Origin of the sequence: Vibrio sp. 10N.222.52.B7 (assembly GCF_041474275.1) — a bacterium.
GTDB classification, from domain to species: Bacteria; Pseudomonadota; Gammaproteobacteria; order Enterobacterales; family Vibrionaceae; genus Vibrio; species Vibrio crassostreae_C.
In genome coordinates this window covers 1-454 of the sequence record NZ_JBFRTU010000128.1, presented here as the reverse complement: position 1 = coordinate 454, position 454 = coordinate 1, and the positions used below count along the sequence as shown (strand labels likewise).

The 454-nt window shown below is 46.3% G+C and carries 1 protein-coding gene; it reads left to right on the top strand.

The annotated features are described in order from the left end of the window. On the top strand, nucleotides 1-454 hold a 454-nt coding region (locus tag AB4512_RS21230; RefSeq protein ID WP_372175592.1), incomplete at both ends, for an NADP-dependent isocitrate dehydrogenase.

Below are 454 nucleotides of genomic sequence, written 5' to 3'. Positions count from 1 at the left end.
TGAAGCCAGCTTTTGCACTGCAAGATAAAGAGATCATTGATGCGTCAGTGATGAATAAGGCCGCTTTGGTTGCATTCTTCGAAAAAGAAATCGCATCGGCTAAAGAGCAAGGTGTACTGCTTTCTCTTCACTTGAAAGCGACGATGATGAAAGTATCTGACCCAGTGATCTTTGGTCACGCGGTTAAGGTTTACTACAAAGACGTATTTGCTAAACACGGTCAGCTGTTTGAAGAGCTAGGCGTTGATGTAAATAACGGCATCGGTGATGTCTACGCGAAGATTGATGCGCTTCCTCAAGAGCAGAAAGAAGCAATCGAAGCTGACCTGCAAGCGGTATACGAGACTCAGCCACCACTAGCGATGGTTGATTCGGACCGTGGCATTACTAACCTACACGTACCAAGCGATATCATTGTGGATGCATCTATGCCTGCAATGCTGCGTTCTTCTGG